The 20,870-nt window shown below is 64.0% G+C and carries 18 protein-coding genes and 1 pseudogene; 6 read left to right on the top strand and 13 right to left on the bottom strand.

Going from position 1 to position 20,870, the window contains the following annotated elements; genetic code table 11:
* Positions 1-5: 5 nt before the first annotated feature.
* The 12 genes and pseudogenes from IT350_21000 to IT350_20945 all read right to left on the bottom strand — a co-directional run bounded on the left by IT350_21000 (position 6) and on the right by IT350_20945 (position 12,602).
* Positions 6-443, bottom strand: a complete 438-nt coding sequence (locus tag IT350_21000; GenBank protein MCC6160540.1) for a cytochrome C oxidase subunit IV family protein — start codon at positions 441-443, stop codon at positions 6-8.
* 16 nt (positions 444-459) lie between these two features.
* Complete coding sequence (locus IT350_20995) at positions 460-1,110, bottom strand: cytochrome c oxidase subunit 3 family protein (protein ID MCC6160539.1); 651 nt, start codon at positions 1,108-1,110, stop codon at positions 460-462.
* Between the two features lie 19 nt (positions 1,111-1,129).
* Positions 1,130-2,779, bottom strand: a complete 1,650-nt coding sequence (locus IT350_20990) for a cbb3-type cytochrome c oxidase subunit I (protein ID MCC6160538.1) — start codon at positions 2,777-2,779, stop codon at positions 1,130-1,132.
* Positions 2,780-2,783: 4 nt separating this feature from the next.
* A pseudogene (gene coxB / locus IT350_20985) lies at positions 2,784-3,680 on the bottom strand (cytochrome c oxidase subunit II).
* A gap of 104 nt (positions 3,681-3,784) precedes the next feature.
* Positions 3,785-4,642, bottom strand: a complete 858-nt coding sequence (locus IT350_20980; GenBank protein ID MCC6160537.1) for an SCO family protein — start codon at positions 4,640-4,642, stop codon at positions 3,785-3,787.
* Positions 4,639-5,145, bottom strand: coding sequence for a hypothetical protein (locus IT350_20975; GenBank protein ID MCC6160536.1), 507 nt, complete (start codon positions 5,143-5,145; stop codon positions 4,639-4,641). The genes IT350_20980 and IT350_20975 overlap by 4 nt, the downstream gene beginning before the upstream one ends.
* A gap of 1 nt (position 5,146) precedes the next feature.
* Positions 5,147-6,358: a quinol:cytochrome C oxidoreductase gene (locus IT350_20970; protein MCC6160535.1), complete on the bottom strand. Its 1,212-nt coding sequence runs from the start codon at positions 6,356-6,358 to the stop codon at positions 5,147-5,149.
* Entirely contained in the window at positions 6,355-6,972 is a 618-nt protein-coding gene (locus IT350_20965; GenBank protein MCC6160534.1) for a cytochrome c, read from the bottom strand. Before IT350_20965 ends, IT350_20970 begins: the two co-directional genes overlap by 4 nt.
* Before the next feature lie 2 nt (positions 6,973-6,974).
* Positions 6,975-7,526, bottom strand: a complete 552-nt coding sequence (locus IT350_20960) for a DUF3341 domain-containing protein (GenBank protein MCC6160533.1) — start codon at positions 7,524-7,526, stop codon at positions 6,975-6,977.
* Positions 7,526-8,935: a polysulfide reductase NrfD gene (nrfD, locus tag IT350_20955; GenBank protein ID MCC6160532.1), complete on the bottom strand. Its 1,410-nt coding sequence runs from the start codon at positions 8,933-8,935 to the stop codon at positions 7,526-7,528. Before nrfD ends, IT350_20960 begins: the two co-directional genes overlap by 1 nt.
* 2 nt (positions 8,936-8,937) lie before the next feature.
* Positions 8,938-11,955, bottom strand: a complete 3,018-nt coding sequence (locus tag IT350_20950; protein ID MCC6160531.1) for a TAT-variant-translocated molybdopterin oxidoreductase — start codon at positions 11,953-11,955, stop codon at positions 8,938-8,940.
* A complete protein-coding gene (locus IT350_20945) occupies positions 11,952-12,602 on the bottom strand; it encodes a cytochrome c3 family protein (GenBank protein MCC6160530.1) in 651 nt (216 codons plus the stop codon). The genes IT350_20950 and IT350_20945 overlap by 4 nt, the downstream gene beginning before the upstream one ends.
* A 620-nt stretch (positions 12,603-13,222) precedes the next feature.
* Here IT350_20945 and IT350_20940 point away from each other — a divergent pair.
* The 4 genes from IT350_20940 to IT350_20925 are packed head-to-tail and all read left to right on the top strand — an operon-like array spanning position 13,223 to position 16,691.
* On the top strand, positions 13,223-13,810 hold the full coding sequence (locus tag IT350_20940) for an aminodeoxychorismate/anthranilate synthase component II (GenBank protein MCC6160529.1): 588 nt from the start codon (positions 13,223-13,225) through the stop codon (positions 13,808-13,810).
* Complete coding sequence (gene pabB / locus IT350_20935; GenBank protein MCC6160528.1) at positions 13,807-15,198, top strand: aminodeoxychorismate synthase component I; 1,392 nt, start codon at positions 13,807-13,809, stop codon at positions 15,196-15,198. Before IT350_20940 ends, pabB begins: the two co-directional genes overlap by 4 nt.
* Positions 15,195-16,052, top strand: coding sequence for an aminotransferase class IV (locus tag IT350_20930; GenBank protein ID MCC6160527.1), 858 nt, complete (start codon positions 15,195-15,197; stop codon positions 16,050-16,052). Before pabB ends, IT350_20930 begins: the two co-directional genes overlap by 4 nt.
* A 27-nt stretch (positions 16,053-16,079) precedes the next feature.
* Complete coding sequence (locus IT350_20925) at positions 16,080-16,691, top strand: DUF1566 domain-containing protein (protein MCC6160526.1); 612 nt, start codon at positions 16,080-16,082, stop codon at positions 16,689-16,691.
* Between the two features lie 31 nt (positions 16,692-16,722).
* On the opposite strand, the gene IT350_20920 is transcribed toward IT350_20925, so the two are convergent.
* Positions 16,723-18,156, bottom strand: a complete 1,434-nt coding sequence (locus tag IT350_20920) for an aldehyde dehydrogenase family protein (GenBank protein MCC6160525.1) — start codon at positions 18,154-18,156, stop codon at positions 16,723-16,725.
* Between the two features lie 189 nt (positions 18,157-18,345).
* Between IT350_20920 and IT350_20915 the strand changes: the two genes are divergently transcribed.
* Together IT350_20915 and IT350_20910 are read left to right on the top strand one after the other, a co-directional pair.
* Entirely contained in the window at positions 18,346-19,605 is a 1,260-nt protein-coding gene (locus IT350_20915; protein MCC6160524.1) for a beta-ketoacyl-[acyl-carrier-protein] synthase family protein, read from the top strand.
* A partial coding sequence (locus tag IT350_20910) for a neutral/alkaline non-lysosomal ceramidase N-terminal domain-containing protein (GenBank protein MCC6160523.1) occupies positions 19,578-20,870 on the top strand: 1,293 nt, incomplete at its 3' end. The genes IT350_20915 and IT350_20910, both read left to right, overlap by 28 nt.

The following is a 20,870-nucleotide window of genomic DNA, read 5'->3' as shown; positions in this document are numbered from 1 at the left end:
ATACGTCAGGGGGGCGCGGCTTCGCCGCGCTCGGCGGCGGGCTTGGTCGCCTTGAGCTGCTGTTCCGTCTTTCCCTGATCTTTGCGCAGCACGAAGTTGTCCTCGACCGGGTTGATGAGCCCGCGCGAGGTCAGGTCGATGAAGACGAACGAGAAGAACAGCACCATAAACAGGATCGACGCGACGAAGATGAGGCTGTTGAAGCGGTCGTCGTAACGCAGGTGCATGAAGTAGCCGGCGACGAGCGACGCCTTGACGATGGCGACGGTGAGCGCCGCGACGATGGCCGTGGTGCCGAGGTCCAGGTACGAAACGCCGACCGTGACGAAGGTGAGCGCGAGCAGCGCGCCGTACACGGCGAGATAGATCCACAGCGGAAGCACGTGGTGCTCGCCGTGTTCCTCGTGGATGACGTCGAGCGCGGGATCGTGGGCGTGGCTCATGCGTGGCTCCCGTTCACTACTTCACGAGGTAAAGCAGAGGGAAGAGGAAGATCCAGATCAGATCGACGAGATGCCAGTAGAGGCCGACGTTTTCGACCGGCGTGTAGTACCGGTGGCCGAATTCGCCCTTCATCGAGCGCAGCAGAATCCAGACCAGCACGATGATGCCGGCGAGCACGTGGATGCCGTGCAGCCCGGTCATCACGAAGTAAAGGCCGAAGAAGATGTGCGGAACGCCGTCGATGCCGCCCGCCGTGAAGTACTTGCCCGGCAGCAGCCCCGCGTGGAACTTGTGGCTGTACTCGAAGTACTTGACCACGAGAAACACGCACGCGAACGCGATCGTCAGGATCAGGTTCACGATGAGCGCGCGCTTTTGGGAGAGCTGCGCCGCGCGCACCGCGAGCGCCATGGTGAGCGAACTCGTGATGAGCACGAAGGTGTTGAACGCGCCCATCGGAACGTTCAGGTACTCGTGCGCGTGCAGAAAGGTCTGGGGGTAGAGGTAGCGGTACGCCGAGTACGCGAGGAAGAGCCCGCTGAAAAACAGGATCTCCTGCCCGAGGAAGAGCCACATGCCCATCTTCGCCGCCGACGCCTGTTGGCTGGTCGAGACGAAGTGGTGGGCGAGGTATGGCGGATGGGCCGCATGCGTATCCTGGGCCATCGTGGCGGTCCTTTCGTCCTTAAACGTGGCGTTCAATCTCGTCGAAGTCGTAGGGCCCCGACGTGACGATCGGCGTCTGGTGGAAGTTGTGCGTGATCGGCGGCGTAGCCGTCGCCCATTCGAGCGACTTGCCGTGCCACGGGTTGTCCTCGGCCTTCGCGCCCTTGAACAGAGAATGGATGAAGTAGCCGAGCGTCAGGAAAAGTCCCGCGGCGAGGATGACCGACCCGAGCGAACTGATTTGATGGCCGAGCGTGAACTCGGGCAGATATGCGTGGTAGCGGCGCGGCATTCCGCGGGTGCCGATCACGAACTGCGCCATGAAGGTCATGTTGAACCCGATGAAGACGAGCGCCGCGGCCACCAGCGAAAGCGTGTGGTTGTACGTGCGGCCGAACATCTTGGGCCACCAGTGGTGGAGCGCGCCGAGCAGCGACATCAGCACGCCGCCCATCATGACGTAGTGGAAGTGCGCGACGACGAAATACGTGTCGTGCAGGTGGACGTCGGTGGCGAGCGAGCCGAGGAACAGGCCGGTGAGGCCGCCGATCGAGAAGACGAACAGGAAAATCAGCGCGTAAACCATGCCCGTCGTGAACTCGATGGAGCCCTTGTACATCGTGGCGACCCACGAAAAGACCTTGATGGCGGTCGGCACGGCGACAAAGAAGGTCAGGAACGAGAAGATCGCTCCGGCGAGCTGGCTCTGTCCGCTGACGAAAAGATGGTGTCCCCATACGAGGAAGCCGATGAATGCGATGGCCACGCTCGAGAACGCGATGGCCTTGTAGCCGAAGATGTTCTTGCGCGAGTTGACGGTGATGAGTTCGCTGATGACGCCGAAGGCCGGCAGGATCATGACGTACACGACCGGGTGCGAATAGAACCAGAAGAAGTGCTGATAGAGCACCGGGTCGCCGCCCATCGTGGGATCGAAGATGCCGATGCCCAGCGCCTTCTCGACGATGAGCAGAAAGAGGGTGATCGCGATGACCGGCGTGGCGAGCACCTGGATGATCGACGTCGAGTAAATCGCCCAGATGAAGAGCGGCAACCGGAACCAGTTTTGCCCCGGCGCGCGCATCTTGTGCACGGTGACGATGAAGTTGAGCCCGGTCAGAATCGACGAGAACCCGAGGACGAAGACGCCGAAGGTCGCCGAAATGACGGAGGAAGAGGACTGAGTGGAGTAGGGAGTGTAAAAGGTCCAGCCCGTGTCGATGGAGCCCGTGATGATCGAGTACACGAGGATCAACGCGCCCCAGAAATAGATGTGGAACGACAGCAGGTTGAGCCGGGGGAATGCGACGTCCTTCGCGCCGAGCATGAGCGGCAGGAAGAAGTTGCCGAACGACGCGGGGATCGACGGCACGATGAACAGGAAGACCATCACCGCGCCGTGCAGCGTGAACACCTTGTTGTAGGTGTTGTCGGTGAACACGTCGCCTTTGGGCGTCAGCAGTTCGAGACGCACCCCGAGAGCCAGCAGCCCGCCGATCATGAAGAAGAAGAGGATCGAGCCCAGGTACATGAGCCCGATGCGCTTGTGATCGAGGGTGAACGCCCAGGACAAAAAGCCCTTGTGCGAGGTCAGGTAGTTGTCGTCGGCGTGCGCGTGGCCCGCGTGGCCGCCGACGTGCGTGGTTGCGTCGATGACGGTGGTGGTCATGGCGTCAGTGCGCTCCCGGCTGGGCCGAAAGGGTTTTCATGTAGTCGATCAGGGCGTTCACTTCCTGATCCTTGAGCATGCCCTTGAAGGTCGGCATGACGGGCGCGAATCCCTTGACGACCTGCGAGGCGGGATCCATCAGCGACTGGCGGATGTAGTTGTCGTCGGCCATCACCTTCGTGCCGTCGGCGAGTTCGACCTCGTGACCGTAGATGTCCTTGAGCGTGGGACCGACCATCGGGTTTCCATCGACCGAATGGCACGCGACGCACCCCTTCGACTGAAAGAGCTTCTGGCCGAGTTCCACCGGCGACAGCCCTTGTCCGAGCCCGCCGCCCGAGGCGATCCACGCGTCGTAGTCGGCCTGCGCGAGGACCTTGACCTTGGTCAGCATGCCCGAGTGCTGCGCGCCGCAGTATTCGGTGCAAAACACCGTGTGCTCTCCCGGCTGCGGCGCTTCGAACCAAAGGACCGTGTAGCGGTTCGGCAGCACATCGCGCTTGATGCGGAAGTCCGGCACGTAGAAGCTGTGAATGACGTCCTTGGACGACATCGTCAGCCGGACGGGCTTACCGGCGGGGACGACGAGCTCGTTCGAGTTGATGCCCTCGGGGTAGTCGAAGGCCCACGCCCACTTTTGGCCCGTCACGCGAATGTCCAGCGCGTTCGCCGGAGGCACCGCGAGATCCATAAAGCCGGTGAAGCCCCAGAAGAAGATCACCATGAGCAGGATTCCGGGAATCACGCTCCAGGCGATTTCCAGGTTTCGGTGACCGTGGATATCCGCCGTCTTCTCGCCTGCCTTTCGCCGTCGGTAACGCACCGCGAAGGCGACCATCACCGCCATGATGACGACGAAGAAAAAGAGCGACAGGTAGTAGATGAAATAGAACAGGCTGTCGGTGTTGTGCGCCGTCGTCGATGCCGCCGGCGGAAGCCAGAAGGTGCCTTTGGGCGCCTCGGCCACCAGGGCGTTCGACACGGCGCCGAGCCAGGACGCGGTATTCACGCGAGACCCTCCATGCGCCGCGATCGGGACTCGCGACGCCACATCACGAACAGAAAGAGGGCGAGCAATGTCGCCCCCGCTCCTCCGCCGAGCCGCATGGCGCCCATGGCCCACGGGCCGTACGCCCCGACGGTGGAATCGTAGTGAAAACAGCTCAGGATCAGTTTGTCGATCGGCGAGCCCGCCCGACCCTCGGACGTCTCGACGATCGCGAACTTCAGATCGCGAGCCGCGTATTCGATTCCGTAAAGATAGCGCGCAACCTTGCCGGAACGTGAGATGAAAAATAAGGCCGCCGGGTGGGCGTATTGCGCGGTTTTCTCGTCGAAGGTGTATTCGAATCCGATCGCGTTTGCGAGGGCGTCGATGTTCTCTTTCGTTCCGACCAGAAAGCTCCAGTCCACGTCGTCGCCCATGCCCAGCATCGTCAAGTGGCTCGCGCGCTTGGCCGCGGCGAGGGCGGGCGTCTCGTCGGGATCGATGCTGATCGTCACCATGCGGTAACGGTCGCCGGGCTTCCAGCGCAGTTCGCTCACACCGCGCACGAGGCTGTTGAGCATGAGCGTGCAGAGCATCGGGCACTCGTAGTAGTTGAGCGTCAGCAGCACGGGTTTGCCGTCGGCAACGTACTGGGCCAGGGTCACCGGCGCGCCGGTGTGATCGGTGAACGCGCGCGACAGATCGATGTCGTCGCCGAGCTTTTCACGGATCGTCACCGTGCGAAGCACCTCGGGCGTCTGTTCCTCGGCCGCCGCAAGCGGGAGCAGCGCGGCGAAAAGCGCCACAAAAACCATCAGACCGGCGAAAGCCGGTCCGACGATGTGAGCGCGATAATTGACGTGCGTCGCAATCAAGGCGTTTTCGCCGCCTCCGTCGTGGGGGATGCCGCCGCAGGTTGCGCGGTCGCTGTCGTAAGTGCGGCAACATTTTCCACGAGTTTCGGACTCGAAACTATGATCTTTGTCGCCTCCGCGACGGGTATTCGGTACAAACCCTTCTCGCCATCGACCAGGTCGTACTCGCCCAGGAGCTTCGCCTCGTAGGCGCGGACCTCGGGCAGGCGGGAATCGACGACCGACAGGTCCTTTTTCAGGACCTCGGCCTGCGTGCTCATGCCGACGAATTGCCACACCCCGGCGACCGAGAAAATGACGAACAGGGTGGTCGCCGCGAGGAAGCCCCAGAAATACAGGACGGGATGGTGGTCGGGTTCGACCCCCAATTTCGCCAGCGCCTGCTCGTCGGGCGCCCCGACGCGGCCTTCCTGCGTTCCGGATACGCCGAGGATGTTGGCGACGTTGCTGAGAACCGACGCCTTGTCGTTTTCATTTTTCGGAGTCGTGGACACGTTCGTCACCTCACGCGTTCTCGAAACGCAGCGATTCGTGCAGACGCGGATCGCGATGCGGCACGAGCGCCGCCCGTTTGGTCAACCAGGCGAAAGCACCGAAAAAGAATCCGCCGATTCCCACGAACGTCGTCACATCGACGAGCGCGAAATGCACGCCGTGGGGATGCAAAATCGGCATGACGAGCCAGTAGAGGTCGAGATAGTGCATCCCGAGCATCCACAGCGCCATGATGAGCAGCGTGGCGGGGATGCGCTTGATCGTCCGGTTGATGAGGATGAAAAACGGCACGACGAAGTGCCCGCCCGCGAGGAAGAGCGTGAACGACTTCCACGACCCCTCGAGCCGGTGGTGGAACCACAGGGTTTCCTCGGGGATGTTGCCGTACCAGATGAGGAAGAATTGCGAGAAGGCGATGTACGCCCAGAAAACCGTGAATCCGAACAGCAACTTGCCCAGGTCGTGGTAATGCTCCGCGGTGATGACCTCGGCCAGCAGTCCCATCCGCTTCATCACGAGGGAGACGGCCGAGAGCGAGCCGATCACCGCGACAAGACTGCCCGAGAAGAAATACACGCCGAACATCGTCGAGTACCAGTGCGGATCGAGCGACATGAGCCAGTCGATCGACGCGAACGTCTGAGACAGGGCGTAAAGCATCAGCGCGGGCGCGGCCACGGCCTGCGTCTTGCGGGTGGTTTCTTTGTCGCCGCTTTCGTCCTGCGCGATGGATCGGCCGCGGAAATACCACGACGCCCCCGCCCATACCACGAAGTAGATCGCCGCGCGTACGAGGAAAAAGCCGGTGTTCAGAAACGGCGATTTGCCCTGCAGCAGGTGATCGGCGGCGACGGCCTCTTCGTGCGTCCAGTGGTAGAGGTCGTGCATGCCGAGCGCGATCGGGATGAAGAGCAACGCAAACACCGGCAGCGTGCCCATCAGGTTTTCGGCCGTGCGGCGCACCACCACGCTCCATCCGGCGCGCGCGAGATACTGCACGAGCACGAAAAAGAACCCGCCGAGGGCGATGGAGAGGAAGAAGCAAAACGCCACGAGATACGAGTGGTAGAATTGCTTCATGTCGCCCGAGCCGAGCGCGAACGACGCGCCGAGGCCGAGCACGCCGACGACCAGACCGATGATGGGAAGCTTGTGCCAGACGTGACCGTCGGGGATGCGAATCCGGTCCGCGCTCAGGGTTTTCGCGTGTGCGTGGCTCATTTGGACCACCCTTTCGACGCGGCGACGTCCGCGGGCACTTGTGACAGCGGCGCGTGGCCGGCCAATTGCAGCGCCCGAACGTACGCGACGATCGCCCACCGGTCGGCGATGGGAATCTGCGCGCCGTAGCTCGGCATATTGCGCACTCCGTTCGTAATCAGGTCGTAGATCTGCCCGACCGGCATTTCGATCAGCCGGTCCATGTTGAGCGGCGGCGGCGGAATCATGCCGCGTTTGGCAACGATGCCCTGGCCGGTCCCGACCGCGTCGTGACAGGGCAGGCAGTAGATATTGTACCGTTGCTGACCGCGGGCGAGCAGGGCGGCGTCCACGGTGACCTGCGCCGGCATCGTGGCGAAAAACGTGTCGCCCGCCTTGCCGCGGAAGTAGTGGTCGTCGTCCTTCAGGTGACCGCGCGCGACTGTGCCCGCCACCTCGGGACGCATCGACCGCCCGTCCGGGAAGAACGTGGTGGGTTCCTGCGGGTCGTAGCGATCCTGCTGGTCCATGTTGGGGTTCAGGTGGATCGGCGGGGCGCTCGACACCGAACCCTGGCAGCCCGCCGCCGCGACGAGCACCACCATGACCGTGAGAATGCGGATGGGGCGACGCATGGTCAGTGCTCCACCATCTCGACGTGCACCGCGCCGAGCTTTTTCAGCAACTCCGGCGTGGCGTTCGCGTCGAATTTGGGATCTTCGGACTCGATGGAGATGAAAAACTGATCGTCCGACGCCCGGTCCATGCGGTCGGATCGAAACACGGGATGGTAGAACTGGGGCAGCTTGCACAGGTGAAACATGCCGAGCAGGGCGCCCAGCGCGCCGAAGAGCACCGACAGCTCGAACGTGACGGGCACAAACGCCGGCCAGGAGAAATACGGCTTGCCCGCGTACACCAGCGGGTACTCGATGACGTGTATCCACGTTTGGAGCGCGAGGCCCGAGGCCGCGCCGGTCAGCGCCATGACGAGCACGATCCACGGCAACACGGTCTTTTTGAGGCCCATGGCCTTGTCGAGCCCGTGAACCGGAAACGGCGTGTGCGCGTCCCACTTCGTGAAGCCCGCGTCGCGGATCTTTTCGCAGGCGTGGTAGATCTCGCCGGTCGTCTCGAACTGCGCGACGAGACCAAAGTGCGCCGTGCGGGGAGCTTTTGCGCCGAACATCAGTGCGCTCCTTCGGAAGCCGCGTGCCCGGCGTGATGCGGGTCGGCCTGCGGAAGCACGGTCTTGACCTCGGCCATGGCCACCATCGGCAGGAAACGCACGAAGAGGCAGAACATGGTGAAGAACAGGCCGAAGCTCCCGATGAAGGTGAAGATGTCCCAGATCGTCGGCTGGAAGTAGAACCAGCTCGACGGCAGGAAGTCGCGGTGCAGCGAGGTCGAGATGATGACGAAGCGCTCGAACCACATGCCGATGTTCACGAAAATGGAGACGATGAACAGGATCGTCAGGTTCTGTCGGATCCTGCGAATCCAGAAGAGCTGCGGGATCAGCACGTTGCAGGAGATCATCGTCCAGTAGGCCCAGGCGTAATTGCCGAATGCGCGGTCCTGGAACGTGAACATCTCGTAGGGGTTGCCGCCGTACCAGGCGACGAAGAACTCCATGCCGTAGGCGTAGCCGACCAGCATGCCGGTCAGCATGATGATCTTGGCCATGTTCTCGAAGTGGCGTGTCGTGACGATGCGTTCGAGGCCGAAGAGCTTTCGCGCGATGACCATCAGCGTGATGACCATGGCGAAGCCCGAGAAGATCGCGCCCGCGACGAAGTAGGGCGGGAAGATCGTCGTGTGCCAACCGGGGAGCTGCGACGTGGCGAAGTCGAACGACACGATGCTGTGCACCGAGAGCACGAGGGGCGTCGAGAGCCCGGCGAGGATCATGTACGCCTTCTCATAGTGCTGCCAGTGGCGGTTGGACCCGCGCCACCCCAGCGAGAAGATTCCGTAGATCAGCTTCGCCAGCATGTTCTTCGCGCGGTCGCGCAGCGTGGCGAGGTCGGGGATCAGGCCCGTGTACCAGAAGAGTATCGACACGGTGCCGTAGATGCTGACCGCGAAGACGTCCCACAGCAGCGGGCTGCGGAAGTTGGGCCAGATGTTCATTTGGTTGGGCAGGGGCAGCAGGTAGTACGCGACCCAGATACGACCGACATGGATGCCCGGAAAAATCAGCGCGCACATGACCGCGAAAATGGTCATCGCCTCGGCGAAGCGATTGATCGACGTGCGCCACTTCTGACGGAACAGGAAGAGGATCGCGGAGATCAGCGTTCCGGCGTGTCCGATGCCGACCCAGAACACGAAGTTCGTGATGTCCCACGCCCAGCCGACCGGGTTGTTGAGGCCCCAGACTCCGGTGCCCTGCCAAAAAAGCCAACCGACCGCGACGCCCAACAGGCCGAGCATGGACAGCGACACCGCGAACACGACCCACCATGCCTTCGGGGTCTTCCACTCGACCGGGCGCGCCACCGCCTCGGTGATCGAGTGGAAGTCATGACCGCCGAGAATCAGCGGATTGCGTCCGTCGACGGGATCGTAAACCTTGGGATCGAGGGCTTCCTGCATGGTCACACCAGGTCCGGATTCGGGTTACGGATCTTGGCCAGGTACGAAGTGCGCGGCTTGATGTTCAGCTCGGAAAGCAGCGCGTAGTCGCGGTTCTGGGCTTTGAGCTTCGAGACGCGACTGGCCGGATCGCTGATGTTGCCGAAGACGATTGCCTGCGCCGGGCACGCCTGCTCGCAGGCCGTGTGCATCGCGCCGTCTGTGATCTCGACCTTGCCGTGCCGCTTGGCCTCGGCCCGCGCCTCGCTGATCCGCTGCACGCAATACGTACACTTCTCCATGACGCCTCGGAATCGAACCGTGACGTCCGGATTCTTCTGCATTTTCGTCAGGTCGGGAAGTTCGGGGTCCTTGTTCATCGGTTCCTTCTGGAACGCGAACCAATTGAAGCGGCGGACCTTGAAGGGACAGTTGTTCGAGCAGTAGCGCGTGCCGATGCAGCGGTTGTAGGCCATGTCGTTCAGGCCTTCGGGGCTGTGAACGGTGGCCGAAACCGGGCAGACGCCTTCGCACGGCGCGAGTTCGCAGTGCGAGCACATCATCGGCTGCATCACCGCCTGCGGATTGCTTTCGTCGCCGATGAAATAGCGGTCGAGACGCAGCCAGTGTAACTCGCGGCCCCAGGCTACGCGCTCCTTGCCGACGACGGGGACGTTGTTCTCGGAGACGCACGCCACCATGCACGCGTTGCAACCATTGCAAGAGGTCAGATCGACCGCCATGCCCCACTGCATGCCTTCCGTTGCATTCGGTTCCTTCCAAAGTGACTTGAGCGGAGGATGCTCGACCATCTCCTTCGCGAAGTTCGGTTCCTTGCGGAACTCCTCGAGCGTCGCCTCGCGAACGATCGGGCGATTCTCCATGTCGCCGTGTTCCTGCGTCGTCGCCATGCGGTAGGTCTTGCCGATGGGACGAACATTCGCGCCGTCCGCGATCCAAGCGTTTTCGGCTCGCAGCAGGCGGTAGGCGTTGAAACCGACGTCCTTCGCCGCGCGGCCCTCGAATGTGCGACCGTAGCCGAGCGACAGAACCAGCGCGCCGTCCGCCACGCCGGGAAGCACCCAGGCGGGCACTTCGAGCTTCGCGTCGCCGACGGCGACCTCGACGAGATCGGCGTCCTTGCCGCGCGCGCTCAGCGGACCCATCTTCACACCGAGCTCCTCGGCGGTCTTCGGTGAGACGTAGAGCGCGTTGTCCCACGTCAGCTTTGACATCGGGTCGGGCGTTTCCTGCAGCCACGCGTTGTTCGCGTAACGCCCGTCGTACACCGCGGGGGACGCGACGAGATTGAGTTCGAGCCCGCCCGCATCCGCCTTGGGCAGCGAACCGACCGCGGCGGCGAGACCGGACCAGTCGAAGCTCGGCGTGCCGGGTTTTTCGCCCTTCTTCACGACGCCGTCGTGCAGCCACTTGCGCCAATTTTTCTCGAAATCGACGGTGGGATTGGCCGTCTGCGCGGTCGCGCGAACGAGGTCGTGCGCGGACTGCGCCGATCCGACGAGCTTCGCGACGAACTCGAGCGCGCTGCGCGACTCGAAGAGCGGGGCGATGAGCGGCTGAACGATCGAATACGTGCCGTCGGAAGCGGTCAGGTCGCCCCACGACTCGAGCGCGTGGCTCGCCGGCAGATACCACGTCGCCGCGTTGGCGGTTTCGTCGGGATAAAAGCCCAGGCAGATCGAGGTCGGCACCGAGGCGACCAGCGCGCCGAAGTCGAGCGACGCGGGCGCGGTGTACGCGGCGTTCGTCTCGATGACGACGAGCGTTTTCACCTGCGACGCGCGGATGGCCGTCGCCAGTTCCGTGAGCGTGCCCCCCCGGGCGAGGCCCGTCGGCGTGTAAACGACGGTATTCCCCGTGTTGCCCAGCGCCTGATTCACCATCGCGGCCAGCGCGTGGACGGCCGCCGGCTGCCGATCGCCCACGACGATCAGACCCTTGCCCGCGTTGTCCTTCAGATCCTTCGCCAGCGCCGCGACCCATTTTTCGAAGTCGCCGTCGCCGGTCGCGCCCTGCAGGGCGGCCAGCGCGGACTCGCTGCCCGAAGGTGCCGACACGCCGAGCGAAAAGAGCTTGGACGCGAGCGACTTGAGGAACACGCCGACCTGCGCGCCCTTGAGACGCAGCCGGTTGTCCGCCTGTCCGCCCGTCACGGTGAAGTTCGGTTCCACCGCGTAGAGGCGATTCATCTCGTCCTTTTCGGACGTGAGGCGGCGGCCATTCGTGAACGCACGCAGATTCGCGACCGCGTCCGGATCGAAGCCGAAGGGATCGGCATCGAGCGCGACGATCACGCGAGCCTGATCGAACCGATAGGACGTGCGCACATTCGCGAGCCCGACCGACGCGAGACCCTTGGACTCATTCGCGCGGTCCGCGAGATCGTGGCGATAGACCCGCGCCTTGGGAAACGCGGCGACGAAGTCGGTAAGGACCTTTTTGTAGGTTGGAGACGGCGTCGCATCGACGAGCAGGCCGACACCCTCGCCGCCGCTCGCGCGGGCCGCGTCGAAGTGCGTCTTGGCGAAGTCGTCGAACTGCGCCCACGTAGCGGCAGCGCCCTTTTGCGTCGGTGTGCGACCGCGATCGGGGTCGTACAGGTCGCGCACGATCCCCTGCGCCCACGCGCTCGTCGCGCCGCCGCTCATGGGGTGATCCGGATTGCCCTCGATTTTGGTGGGGCGACCGTCCTGACTTTCCACCAGCAGGCCGGTCACACCGCCGCCGACGAACGCGCTCGTCGCGAAAAACTCCGGTTTGCCGGGAACGCGGTCCTCGGGCCGGCTGCCGTAAGGCAGGATCTTCTCGACGGGCTTGCGGGCAATGCACCCCGATGCGCCGACCGCGCCGAGCGAGGCGCCCATGAGCGTGAGGAAGGATCGCCGATCGACCGATCCGGGATCGACCGTGGCTTCGGCCGAGGCGACCAGATTCGGAAATTCCTGACGAAGCTCCTCGAGGTATTCCGGCGAGGGATCTCGGCTTTCGAGGCTGCGCCACGGGGTTTTGTGCGTCGTCATCGGTGGCACCCCGAGCAGGAGTTGACGGGAGGCATGACCTTGTGCCCGCGCGCGGGATCGGCATCGGGCTGATAGCCCGAGGCGACCGGATCGTAGCCCATCGCGGTCACCTGATCGAAGGGACGCAGCGCGGGGGTCGGGTTGCGGTGGCAATCGAGACACCAGCTCATGGAGAGCGGCTGTTCCTGCTTCACCACGTTCATTTGATCGATCCGGCCATGGCACGACTGGCAGCCGACTCCGGCCGCAAGGTGAGAGCTGTGATCGAAGTATGCGTAATCGGGCAGCATGTGCACGCGCGTCCATTCGATCGGCTTGCCCGTGGCGGCGGATTCGCGCACGGCGGCCAGCTTCGGACTGTCGGCGCGGACGATCTTGTGGCAGTTCATGCAGGTCTGCGTCGGCGGGACGGCGGCGAAGCGGCCGCGCTCGACCGTGTTGTGGCAGTACCGGCAATCCATGCCCAAATCGCCCGCGTGCAGCTTGTGGCTGAACTCGACCGGCTGCGCCGGCTGGTAGCCGACGTCCGTGTATTTGGGCGAAAACCAGTACCACATTGCGCCAATGGCGAAGACGCTACCCAGCGCCACGGCCAACGCGCTCAGAAGCGGGACCCGGTTGGTCCAACGGGGAAAAATGACCGCCACGTTTCACCCACCTTGTTCGAGACGGGAAACCCGCGGACCCGAAATCGTCAGCACGGATACGATTTCAGCCGAAGAGAGCCGCCGACCTAAAACGTCCCTTTGTCGTTCCGGAGAAGGTCTCGGTCACGCCCTGATCGCCTGCGGATGAAGAGCCCATCTGCAAAAGCACAAATTGGCAACAAACCGGAAGCATCCGCCGTCCACCCGGGGCGGCGAAGCGGCGCGAACCTAGCAAAGCCCTCCGTGGGCGTCAAGCCCTAACGGAATGAATTGCGGTTCATTTTGCCTACGCAAGGCTCGGATATGACAAGCGAATTAGGACTGAAATGGTCCGATTAACGCATCGCGGCAGAGCACGGGGAATCTGTAAGATGCAGAACGTGTCGGTTGCGCGGAACCTCGTCGAATGCGCGGCAAGACGACGTCGTAAAAGTAAAAGGTATTTCGTGCGAATGATTACTAATTTACTTCCGTTCCTCTCGCGCCATTTGCCCGGAGGTTCGCAACTGAGTTCTTCGGCGCGTCAATTCCGGATCGAAACGGACGCGCCGGAGGCCAATCGGCGCGAAGTCGCCGAACCCCCTGTGCGCACCCGCTGCGCTGGTGTAAAAGTCCCGGCCATGAACGTTCTCGTGATCGACAATTTCGACTCGTTCACCTTCAATTTGGTGCAGGCGCTGGGTGCGCTGGGCGCGGATTTGACCGTGGTTCGCAGCGACGTCGCCCTCGACTCGCCCACTGTGTCCGATACTTACGACCGCCTCCTGATCTCCCCCGGCCCCGGCGGTCCGGACGAAGCGGGGATCTCGATCGGGATGGTGAGCCGGGCCATCCTGCGGCGAATCCCCACGCTCGGCGTTTGCCTCGGCCATCAGTGCGTCGCGGCGGCGCTCGGCGGTCGAATCGTGCACGCGAAACGCCCCGTTCACGGCAAGACCTCGCTCGTGCAAAACGACGGCCTCGGCGTGTTCCACCGATTGCCGAAGACCATCACCGTCGCGCGTTACCACTCCCTCGTCGTCGATCCCGCAACGCTGCCGGCCCCGTTCGTGATCTCGGCACGCACCGCCGAAGGCGAAATCATGGGCATCCGCCATACATCCGCGCCGATCGAGGGCGTTCAGTTTCATCCCGAGTCGTTCATGACGCCGCACGGCGTCGCGCTCCTGCGAAACTTTCTCGAAGGCCGGGTGGGGGACGCGGTATGACCACGCGCTCGAAGCCGATCGAGCTACGTTGCGAGCCCGTGGAATTCGCGGCGACGGTCGTGGGTCGGCGCCTCGCGTTTCTCGAATCGTCTCAGCGCGGTTCAGCCCTCGGGCGCTATTCCATCATCGGTTGGGACCCGGTGGCGACTTTTGTTGCTCATCCCGACTCCGCGACCTTGCGACGCTCGGACGCGGAGGAGCATTTCGAGGGAAATCCTGTCGACGCGCTGGACGCCGTGCTGGCCCGGTACCGATTGCCCGACTCGGCGCAGGGCGATCATTTCAGCGGCGGGGCGATCGGATATCTGTCGTACGATTTGAATCGCTGCGTCGAGCGCCTCGGCCCCGCGCCGGGCGGTGGGCCCGGTCTCCCACTCATCGATCTCGCATTCTACGACCGCGTGCTCGTGTACGATCACTATCAGTCGAAGTGGTCGCTGTCGGTGTGCGCCTGGGATGCAGGCGCGGATCTCGACGCGAAGTGGACCGCCGAGGAAATCATCACGACGGATCTTGCCGGCCGCGCCGCGACGCACGCCTCCGGAGTGCCTGACGCCGCGCCGAACGCGGTCGAGGCCGATCTGACGGCCGAGGAATATCAAGACCGCGTCACCCGCGCGCTGCGGCACATCGTCGACGGCGACATTTATCAGGTGAATCTCGCCGTGCGTTTCCAGTCGCCGTGGCGCGGCGAGCCGTTCGACCTGTACCGCCGTCTCCGACACTTCACGCCATCGCGCTATGGCGCATATCTGGAGTCCGAGTCCGCGCACATCATCAGCGCTTCGCCGGAACTCTTTTTGCGCGTCGCGGGAAGCAAGATCCAGACGCGGCCGATCAAGGGTACGCGCCGTCGAACGGGCGACGCCGAGCTCGACGCGGATCGTCTCGCCGATCTGCTGGCGAGCCCCAAGGAGCGCGCCGAGCTGTCGATGATCGTGGATCTCGAACGCAACGACCTGGGCCGCGTGTGCGAGTACGGTTCGGTCGTCGTGACCGATCACGCCTACGTGGACGAATTGCCGACGGTGTTTCACACCGTGTCGTGCGTCGAAGGCAAACTGCGCGAAGGGACGCGCACCGCCGAGGTGATCCGGGCGACGTTTCCCGGCGGTTCCATCACCGGCGCGCCCAAGATCCGCGCGATGACGATCATCGACGACCTGGAGCCCGTGTCGCGCGGGCCGTACACCGGGGCGATCGGCGCGTTCGGGTTCGACGGCGGCCTGTCGCTCTCCATCGCCATTCGCACCATCGTGTTTGCGGGCGGCACGGCGTCGTTTCACGCGGGGGCGGGCATCGTGGCCGATTCCGACCCCGCCGCCGAATACGAAGAGGTGCTCGACAAGGCGCGCGCCATGGCGAAGGCGCTGGGGGCCGAGCTGTGAGCGGCATGGTCTACCTCAACGGGCAATTCATGCCGTCCCAGGTCGCAACGGTCCCCATCGACGACCGCGGTCTGCTCTACGGCGACGGCCTCTTCGAGACGATGCGCGCCGACGGCGGCCACGTCGCCTGGCTCGATCGCCACCTGCGCCGCCTCTACAACGCGGCGGAGCGGATGCGTATCGCGATTCCCGAGACGCCCGCCCTCATGGCCGCGGCCGTGAGCGAACTCGTTCGTCAGAACGGCGCGGGCGACTTGGCCGTGCGCCTCACCGTCACGCGCGGGCCGCACGCGGGACGCACCCCGTTTCGCGACGCGCCGGGCCCGGCCACGCGCATCATCACGGCGCGGCCGCTCCCCGCGTTCGGAGCGGAATTATTCGAGCGCGGCATCCGCGCGATCACGGTGGACTGCCCGTCGCGCGACGCCGCTCCCAGCCGTGGACTCAAAACCCTCGCGTATCTCGACTTCCTCTTCTATCGCGACTGGGCCGATCAAAACGACGCATTTGAGGCGATTCTCATCGATACCGCGGGGCGCGTCGTCGAGGGTGCGTCGTCCAACGTCTTCGTCGTCAAAGACGGAATGATCGCGACGCCCGACGTGCGCGTGGGTTTGCTGCCCGGCGTGGTGCGCGACGTCGTTCTCGAAGCGATTCGCGAGATGGGCGCGCCGGTCGAGGAACGCACCGTTTTCGGCGGCGAACTGACCGAGGCAGACGAGATCTTCGTGACGAACAGCCTCGTGGAACTCGTCTCCGTCACGACGCTTTTGACGGGCGGCCGCGAGATCGCTCTCGAACGCGCCGTCGCCGAGCACGTGGGGACGTGGCTCGCGAAGAAGAAGTGCGGGTAGCCGCGACATTGACATCAGAAGGTGACGATGCGAACGAAATTTGGAATTCGTGGAATTGCGACGATATTGCTGCTCGCCGCCCTTTTCGCGTGTTCGCGGAGCAACGACGACGATGATGATGACGGCGGGGCGAACGAACAGTGGACCGACCCGGCGTCCGGGTTGACTTGGCAGTTCGAGTCGTCACAACAGGGCGCCAGTTGGGAAGACGCGACTTCATTTTGTGAGGGAGCAACTCTCGCCGGTTATGACGACTGGCGCCTGCCGACGATTTCTGAACTGCGAACGCTCATCCGCGGCTGTGACGCGACCGAGACCGGCGGATCTTGCGGTGTCACGGATACTTGTTTGACGGCTTGTTCTGACGGAAAGTCCTGGAGCGTGAATTCTACGCAAGACCCCTGCGAAGATACGTGTTCGGACGCATCCTGCTTTTCATGCGATTCCGGTGCCGGTCCGAACAACGGCTGCTACGGTCCACCGGAATTGGCGGGTAATTGCGGATCGTTTTGGTCATCCTCGGCCATCGAGGACGCGCAATCCGCGGCTTGGTTCATCGACTTCAGCCAAGGCGGCGTTCGTGATTGCCGGACCGTCAATTACTGCGTTGGCGATTATGAAGTGCGCTGTGTCCGTTAAATAGGTCTGTCTGGCGATCGCTTCAAATCCTCTACGTCTCCCGCCTCCCGCGCAGCGCCATCAGTCGGACCTCCGTCATCTCCTCGATCGCGAACCGGATGCCCTCGCGGCCGAGGCCGCTGTCTTTCACGCCGCCGTATGGCATGTGATCGACGCGCCAGGACGGCACATCGCCGATCACCACGCCGCCGACCTCAAGCCGATCCCACGCGCGCATGGCGCGGTCGATGTCGCGCGTGAACACCCCCGCCTGCAACCCGAACCGGCTCGCGTTCACGCGGCGCAGCGCGGCGTCGAAATCGGTGAACGGCTCCAGAATTGCGACCGGGCCGAACGCCTCGTCGGCGAAGAGCGGTTCGTCGTCGGGGACGTTTTCCAGCAACGTCGCGCTCATCATCGCGCCGTCGCGCCCGCCGCCGCACAGCAGCCGCGCCCCGCGTCCCACCGCCGTCTGCACCCAATGGTCCACGCGATGCGCCTCGGCCTCGGAAATCATCGGCCCGATGAACGTCGCTTCATCCTTGGGGTCGCCCATGACCAGCGCGCGCATTTTGCCAACGAGAATCTCTCGGAAAGATTCGTGAACATCCGCGTGGACGAAAATTCGCTGGACGCTGATGCAACTCTGGCCCGACTGATAGAACGCGCCGACGACGATGCGCGCCGCCGCGTCCTCGATGTCCGCGTCGCGATCGACCACGCACGCCGCGTTGCCGCCGAGTTCCAGCGCGATCTTCTTCTTGCCGCACTTCACTTTCAGCGCCCAACCCACGCTCGCCGAACCGGTGAAACTGACGAGTTTGATCCGCTCGTCGGTGACCAGCCGTTCGCCGACGGCGCCGGGGCAGGGGACGACGGAAAACGAGCCGTCCGGCATGCCCGCCTCGATGAGCGTTTCGCCCACGATCAGCGCGCCGATCGGCGTGGCGCTCGCGGGCTTGAGCACGAAGGGACACCCGGCGGCGATGGCGGGCGCCACCTTGTGCGCGACGAGGTTGAGCGGAAAGTTGAACGGGGTGATGAACGCGCACGGGCCGATCGGCACACGCTTCCACCAGCCGCGATAGCCCTGCGCGCGCGGCGTGATGTCCATCGTCATGACCTCGCCGGCGGATCGCGACGTCTCGTGGCTCGCGGCGCGGAAGGTGTCGACGAGGCGCGTTGCCTCGCCGCGTGCGTCGCGAATCGGCTTTCCCGCTTCGACGCACAGCGCCATCGCCAGTTCCTCGGCGCGTTCCTCGAATCGACGCACGCAGTGGTCCAGGATCTCGCGGCGTCGGTATGCGGGCAAATCGCGCATGGAATCGGCTGCCGCGCATGCCTTCGCGACGGCCTCGTCGAGAAGTGCCTCATCCGCGAGAGCGGTCGTCGCCGCCACCTCGCCGGTGAACTTGTCGCGCACCTCGAGCCGCGCGGGTGTGTCGTGAAATCGCGCACCGAGAATCAGGGGGTAATGCGTCCGCATCGGGTTGTCCTTCGCCATTCGCACGACGGTATTCGTGTGGAAACTGGGTGCATTATGACGAACGTGCGGAAGTTCGCCAACGCGATACCGAGCGGAACTGGTCAATGCGGGAGAATTTCGATATGACTGATTCATATGAATGATGATGATCGATTCGGGGCGAGCGCGCTTCGCGCGGGGAGTTGAGCCATGAAGCCGGACTCGCAACGGATCGCCGTGACCGGAATGGGCCTGATCTCGCCCTTGGGGCTGTGCGTGGAGGATGCCGTCACGGCGGCGCACGCGGGTGTGAGCGGCATCCGCCGGTGCGACGAGCGCTTCGCCGGGGAATACGGCGCGCGGATTCCCTGCCGGGTCGGCGGCACCGTGTTCGGCTTCGATCCCACGAAATACGTCGACGAAAAATTCGCAGCGCGCTACGACGACTTCGAGAACTTCGCCATCGCCGCCGCGGACGAGGCCGTCGCCGACGCGGGATTGCGCGAGAGCGGCATCGACGGCGACCGCGTGGGCGTCGTCATCGGCACCGCGGTTACCGGCGCGCAGACGTGGCAGAAGGCGCTCTATCAGGCCTTCGCCGAGCGCGACGCCGAGCACATCCCCGGCCACATGGGCATCGCGGTCTCGGGCAACATGCCCACAGGACTCGTGGCGCTGCGTTTCGGGTATCGCGGTCCCTCGATCGGCGTGGTCAACGCGTGCGCGTCGGGCGGGACGGCGATTTCGCTGGCGGCTGACGCGATTCGTCTCGGCCGCGCCGACGCGATGATCGCGGGCGGAAGCGAAGCGGCCATCGGCGTCTTCATGTACGCCACATTTATCAACGCCAAGGCGATCAATCCCACGGACGACCCCGTTCGCGCGTGCAAGCCGTTTTCGCTGGACCGCGCTGGGCTCATCAAGGGCGAGGGGTGCGGCCTGGTGGTGCTGGAGCGGCTCGACGCAGCCCGGGCCCGGGGCGCGCGGGTGTACGCGATTCTCGAAGGCGAGGCGCACACCAACGACGCGCACCACGTCATCACGCCGAAGGCCGACGGCGAGCACTGGGCGCGGGCGATTCGTCTCGCGCTCGCCGATGCGCAGGTTGCGCCCGAGGAAGTTGATTACATTTCGGCGCACGCTGCCTCGACGAAGTACGGGGATCTGGCGGAGTCGAACGCCATCAAGAGCGTTTTCGGCGCGCGGGCGTACGAGATTTCCGTGTCGTCGACCAAGTCGATGCACGGCCATTCGTTCGGGGCGACGGGCGCCATCGAGGCGATTCTCGCCATCGCGGCGATGAACCGCCGGGCGGTGCTGCCGACGACCAACTTGACGATACCCGACCCGGAATGCGATTTGGATTACGTTTCCGAGCCGCTGCGTCGCCGCGAGACGCGCGTACTGCTCAAAAACTCCTTTGGATTCGGCGGAACGAACACATGCCTGGTCTTTTCCGTGCCCGACTGACAACCCCGATCGCAGTTCTTCTCTCCTTCGCGATCTGCGTCGCTGCAAATTTCGGTGCGGCCGAAGACGAGATCCCGGCCGCGCCGACCGAAACCCCGCCGCTGCTCATCGGCATGGCGAAGGTGGACATCACGCCCGACCTGAACGAGATGCCGGTGTCGCTGAACGGTTACGGCGGGCGGGCGAGGGCCAAGGCGACGGGCGTGCGCGACCCGATCTTCGTGCGCGCGCTCGTGGCGATCGATCCGCACGGAAGCCAGATCGCCGTCGTCAGTACGGATCTGTGTTACGTCACGACGATCGTGCACGACGAAGCGCTGTCGAAACTTGCCGTGGACGGCTTTGACGACCACAACTTTCTCCTGACCGCGACACACAACCATTCGGGCTTCGCGGGTTACGACCGATCGTTCATCGCCAAGGTGGCGATGGGTGCGTTCGACGAAAAGATCCTGAAGTATCTGACGGATTCCATCGCAGAGGCCGTGCGCGAAGCGCGGGCATCGGCCGAACCGGCGCGCATCGAGATGGCGTCGAAAGACGTGTTTGGCCTCAATCGCAGCCGGCTCGATCCGGGATTTGTCCACGGCAATGAGAGCGCCAACACCGCGCCGGACACCGGAGCGCATCCGGTCAATCGGACACTCACGGTTCTGAAGTTCTCGCGAACGGACGGATCGACCATCGGCGCGCTCGTGCACTTCACCGCGCATCCCACGGTGCTTTCGCCGAAGAGCACGCGCGTGTCCGCGGATTATCCCGGCGTCGTGTACCGTCGCGTTGAGGAAGCCCTGGGGCCCGAAACAACGGTGCTCTATATGAACGGACCGTTGGGTGACGCGGCGCCGAGCCCCGACTGGGTCGAGGGGGTCTCGGAGGACCGTCAAATGGAGGACTACGGCGAGGCGCTCTCGAAGGCGATCTTGGACGTGATGGCGTCACGCCGGGCGTTCACCGCGAACGACGTCGCGGGTTCCGCCGTGCGCGAACCCTTCGAGCGCGTGGTCGTGCGCAGTTGGGGGCGATCCGAGTTGCCGCACTTTCTGTCGCGTGCGTTCTACGTCGATCCAGAGGTGACGTTCCAGACGACCCGGCTGGGATCGCTCGTCGTCATCGCCGTGCCGGGCGAAGCGACGTACGCGACCGGCGAGATGTACCAGACGATGTGCCCGCCGGGGGCGCGGTGCATTGTGACCGGTCCCGCGAATGCGTACATGGGCTATCTCGTGACGCGCGAGCAGTACGAGGTGGACGGGTACGAGAGC

This window comes from Deltaproteobacteria bacterium (assembly GCA_020845895.1).
Taxonomy (GTDB): Bacteria; Lernaellota; Lernaellaia; order JACKCT01; family JACKCT01; genus JADLEX01.
This window is presented reverse-complemented; position numbering and strand designations above follow the sequence as displayed.